General features: G+C 75.5%; 4 protein-coding genes and 1 pseudogene. All 5 read left to right on the top strand.

The features are described from left to right. Positions 1–755 (top strand): annotated as a pseudogene (locus PYV61_RS21395) (hypothetical protein); the annotation flags it as partial. Positions 756–973: 218 nt separating this feature from the next. Further along, complete coding sequence (msrP, locus tag PYV61_RS21390) at positions 974–1,933, top strand: protein-methionine-sulfoxide reductase catalytic subunit MsrP (RefSeq protein ID WP_275835467.1); 960 nt, start codon at positions 974–976, stop codon at positions 1,931–1,933. Between the two features lies 1 nt (position 1,934). Further along, complete coding sequence (locus PYV61_RS21385) at positions 1,935–2,666, top strand: protein-methionine-sulfoxide reductase heme-binding subunit MsrQ (protein ID WP_275835465.1); 732 nt, start codon at positions 1,935–1,937, stop codon at positions 2,664–2,666. Positions 2,667–2,727: 61 nt separating this feature from the next. Continuing rightward, positions 2,728–3,651, top strand: coding sequence for a hypothetical protein (locus PYV61_RS21380; RefSeq protein WP_275835463.1), 924 nt, complete (start codon positions 2,728–2,730; stop codon positions 3,649–3,651). 158 nt (positions 3,652–3,809) lie between these two features. Further along, the gene (locus PYV61_RS21375) at positions 3,810–4,421 is read left to right on the top strand and encodes a hypothetical protein (protein WP_275835460.1); all 612 of its coding nucleotides are present in this window, start codon (positions 3,810–3,812) and stop codon (positions 4,419–4,421) included. Positions 4,422–4,491: the final 70 nt, after the last annotated feature.

Genomic DNA, 4,491 nt, shown 5'->3' with positions numbered 1-4,491 from the left:
GCGACGACCGCGCGCTGCCGGCCGTCGGCGCGGCGGGGGCGGGCGCGGGGGGCGCCGCCCCCGGGCCGTACTTCGAGGAGTCGCGCCGCATCGACGACATCATGGAGGGGAGCCCGACGGCGCGCCCGGCCGACCGGCACGCCGACCACGACGCCCCGCGCCGCCTCCTCGACCCGGCCGACCACGACGTGCGCGACCGCGAGCAGCGCGAGCGCGAGCTGCGCGACCGCGACGCGATGCGCGCCGAGGTCCGCGACGACGTCGGCGTGGACGCGCGCGACGAGGAGCGCCGGCTGCTGTCGGTCGACGACGCCAGCGCGCTGCACCCGCGCGGCGCCATCGACCCGCGCGAGCTCGACGGGCGGGTGCGCATCGACGAGGGGGCGACGGTCGACGACCGCGCGCCGGTGGGCGGCGTTCTCTACGAGGGCGCGGCGCCGACCGGCGGCTACGGGCGTCCGGACGAGCGCTACGGGCCGGAGTACGGCTCGGGGCGGATCGGGATGGACCGCGTCGTGTCCCGCCACCCGCGCTCGGCCGACCTCGACCCGTCGGACGTCGACCCGGCCGACGCCTCGCGCCGCCTCGACGACGCCGGCGACCGCACGCTGGAGCGCCGCGCCGCCACCGACGAGCGGTACGTCGACGACCGGCTCCCGGCCGATCGGCTCCCGGCCGACCGCCTGCCGGGCGAGCGGCACGAGGTGCGCTACCGCCGCTACGACGACCTGCCGCCATCGGACCTGCGGCGCTGATCCCGCCCGCACCGGCGTCGCCGGTCCAGGCCGCGCCCGGCGGAGGGTCCGCCGGGCGCGGTCGCGTTCCGGCCGCCGTTCGCGGCGGCGCGTCCGTGCGTACTTTCTCGTGGGCGCCGAGGGGGCCGCCGTTCGGCCCCGGGAACCCGCCGGAGGTCGGCCCGGTACGTCCGGTACGTCCGGTCGCGCGTCGTCCACGTCCTTCCACCGCCCGCGCCATGCTGATCCGCCGCCCCGACGACATCCCGGCCTCCGAGATCACCCCGGAGGGCGTCTATCGCGACCGGCGCCGATTCCTCGGCGCGGCCGGCACGCTGGGGCTCGGGCTCGCCTCCGGGCTCATCGCCCCCGCCGCGCTGGCCTGCGCCCCCGGCGAGACGGGGGAGGCGAACGGCGAGGTCGAGCGCGGCCAGCCGGCGCTCCCCGACGAGCCGACGCCGTACGAGACGGCGACGACCTACAACAACTTCTACGAGTTCGGCACCGACAAGGAGGACCCGGCCGCCAACGCCGGCGCCTTCCGCACCAGGCCGTGGTCGGTGGTGGTCGAGGGGCTGGTGAAGAAGCCGGCGACCTACACCCTCGAGGACCTGCTGCGCGGCGTCGGCGTCGTCGAGCGCACGTACCGCATGCGCTGCGTCGAGGCGTGGTCGATGGTGATCCCGTGGATGGGCGTCCCGCTGCGCGACGTGCTCGCCAAGGTCGAGCCGCTCCCGTCGGCGCGCTTCGTCGAGTTCACGACGCTGCTCGACCCGCGGCAGATGCCCGGGCAGCGCACCGCGGTGCTCGAGTGGCCGTACAAGGAGGGGCTGCGCCTCGACGAGGCGCGCCACCCGCTGACGCTCCTGGCGACCGGGATGTACGGCAAGACGCTCCCCAACCAGAACGGCGCGCCGCTGCGCCTCGTGGTGCCGTGGAAGTACGGCTTCAAGGGGGTCAAGTCGATCGTGCGCATCCGGCTCACCGAGCGGCAGCCGCGCACGACGTGGAACGACGCGGCGGCCAACGAGTACGGCTTCTACGCGAACGTGAACCCGGCCGTCGACCACCCGCGCTGGTCGCAGGCGCGCGAGCGCCGCATCGGCGAGTTCCGTCGCCGGCCGACGCTCCCGTTCAACGGCTACGCGGACCAGGTGGCGTCGCTGTACGCGGGGATGGATCTCAAGGCGAACTACTGAGGTGGCAGCGCCGACGCCGGTCGGACCGCCCGATCGCGGAGCGTCGAGCGTCGAGCGTCGAGCGCGCCCCTCGACGCTCGACGCTCCCCGCTCGACGCTCACCCCCAAGGCGCGCAAGCGGGTCCTCGCCGCGCTCCTCTTCGCCGCCTCGTCGGTCCCCGCGCTCTACCTGGGCTGGCAGTTCTGGCGCGCCTGGAACTACCTCCCCAGTGACCTCGGCAAGGACCCGGTCAAGGGGCTGGAGCACGCCACCGGCGAGACGGCGATCCGCTTCCTCGTCCTCACGCTCGCGGTGACGCCGCTGCGGCAGCTCACGGGGTGGAACTGGCTCGCCCCGTTCCGCCGGCAGCTGGGGCTGTGGATGGCGTTCTACGCCACGACGCACCTGGCGACGTTCTACGCGCTCGACCTCGAGGGGAACCTGGGCGAGGTCGCGACCGAGATCGTGAAGCGCCCGTACATCACGGTGGGCTTCGTCGCGTGGCTGCTGCTGCTCCCGCTCGTCCTCACCAGCACCACGGCGTCCATCCGGCGGCTCGGCGGCAAGCGGTGGAACCGGCTGCACCAGCTGACCTACGTCGTGGTGGGGCTGGGGATGCTGCACTACTTCTGGAGCCAGAAGAAGGACGTCACCGACCCGCTGCTCTTCGCGGCGGTGTTCGCGGCGCTGTTCGCGTGGCGCGGGTGGCGCGCCTGGCAGAAGCGCGGCGGCGCGGTGGTCCCGACGCGGTAGCGATCGCGCGGAAGCGGTCGCGCGGTAGCGCCCCGGCGCGCGGGCGCGCATCCTACCGGCCATGCCCGCCCCCTCCACGCTCCGCGCGGCCGCCCTGCTGGCGCTGTGCGTCCCCGCCGCGCGCGCGCAGTCGCCCACCGCGCCCCTCGTCCTCCGCCTCCCCGTCAGCGCCCGCGCCCTCGCGATGGGCGGCGCGCAGCCGCTCGCGCAGGACGCCGAGGCGATGCTCGCCAACCCCGGGCTGCTCGCGTGGTCGCGCGGCGCGAGCGTGCAGGGGCAGCGCTACGGCGGCGCCGGCACGCTCGGCGCGCTCGCCAGCGCGCTCCAGACGCTCGGCGGGACGACCGGGCTCGCGGTGCAGTTCCTCGACTACGGCGCGGCGTCGCCCGCGCTGCGCGACGCCGCGCGCGCCGCCGTCGGCGCCCTCCCCACGCGCGGCCCGGTCACGGCGTCGAGCCTCTCGGCGGCGGTCGGCTACGCGCGCCCGTTCATGGGCGTGCGGCTCGGCGCGACGGTGCGCTACGCCGAGGAGCGCCTCGGCGCGGCGCGCGACGGCACCGTCTCGGCCGACGTCGGCGTGGCCAAGGGCTTCCTGTTCGACCAGCTGATCGTCGGCCTCGCGGCGCAGCACCTCGGCGAGGGGCTCCGCCTCGACGGCGCGCGCGCCCCGCTCCCGACCCGCGTCACCCTCGGCGCGTCCGGCGCCAACTATCCGCTGACGCCGTGGATCGACCTCGGCGCGTCCGCCGCGGTCTCGGTGCTGCGCGGCGGCGACGTGACCGCGGCCGGCGGCGCCGAGCTGTCGATCGTGCCGCTGCAGGGCTACTCGATCGCGCTGCGCGCCGGCGCCCGGCGCACGCTCGAGCCGGGGGAGCGGGCGGGCACCGCGGGGCTCGGCTTCACGCGCGACCGCATCTCGCTCGACTACGCGTACGAGCCGTTCGCCGGGAAGGACGCGCATCGCGTGGGGCTGCGCGTGCGCTGAGTAAGAGCATTCGACAGGATTGACAGGAAGCCGGGGGAAAGACTGCAGGCTCGAGTCTCTCCCCCGGTTTCCTGTCAATCCTGTCTGCTCTGGATCTTGCAAGTGCCGTCAGCATGTCATCGGGGTGGAAGCTTGCCGGGGCGACGCTCGCGTATGCGGTGCTGCACAGCGCGCTGGCCGACCGGCGCGCGAAGGAGGCGTTCGCGCGGCGGTTCGGGACGCGCGCGCGCGACGCGTGGTACCGGCCGCTGTTCAACGCGCAGGCGGTCGTGGCGACGGCGGCGCTGGCCGCGTGGGCGTGGCGGCAGCCGGACCGGACGCTCTACGCGACGCGCGGGCCGCTGCGCGCGCTGCTGCGCGTGGGGCAGCTCGCCGGGCTCGCCCTCGGCGCCTCCGCGCTGCGCGAGGCGGGCGTCGCGCGCTTCGCCGGCGTCCCGGGCGCGTGGGACTGGGTGCGCGGCGCCCCCGTGCGCCCGCCGATGGAGGCGCAGGGGCCGACCGACCGCGACGACGGCGTGCTCCGCACCGGCGGCGCCTTCGCGCGCGTGCGGCACCCGCTCAACACGGCGTTCGCGGTCGTCCTCTGGTGCAGCCCGCGCATGACGGTGAACCTGGCCGCGGTCAGCGCGGTGTCGACGATCTACCTGCTGGTCGGATCGGTGCGCGAGGAGCAGCGGCTCCTGCAGCGGCACGGGGACGCGTACGAGGCGTACCGCGGCGGGCGTCCCTTCCTCGTGCCGTTGCTTTCCAACTACCAGGAGAACGGATGAGACGGATCAGGACGAGGCGATTGTCAAAGATTTGGTAGCGCGCGGAGGCTCTGGGCGAGCAGGAGATCGA

This window comes from Roseisolibacter sp. H3M3-2, assembly GCF_029211165.1.
Taxonomy (GTDB): domain Bacteria; phylum Gemmatimonadota; class Gemmatimonadetes; order Gemmatimonadales; family Gemmatimonadaceae; genus Roseisolibacter.
Note: the sequence above shows the minus strand (reverse complement) of the source record. Positions and strands in the feature narration are given on the sequence as shown.

Excerpts from the sequence above, each read along its gene's own strand:
- PYV61_RS21380 (WP_275835463.1), top strand. The coding sequence starts at position 2,728 with ATGCCCGCCCCCTCCACGCTCCGCGCGGCCGCCCTGCTGGCGCTGTGC.
- msrP (WP_275835467.1), top strand. The coding sequence starts at position 974 with ATGCTGATCCGCCGCCCCGACGACATCCCGGCCTCCGAGATCACCCCG.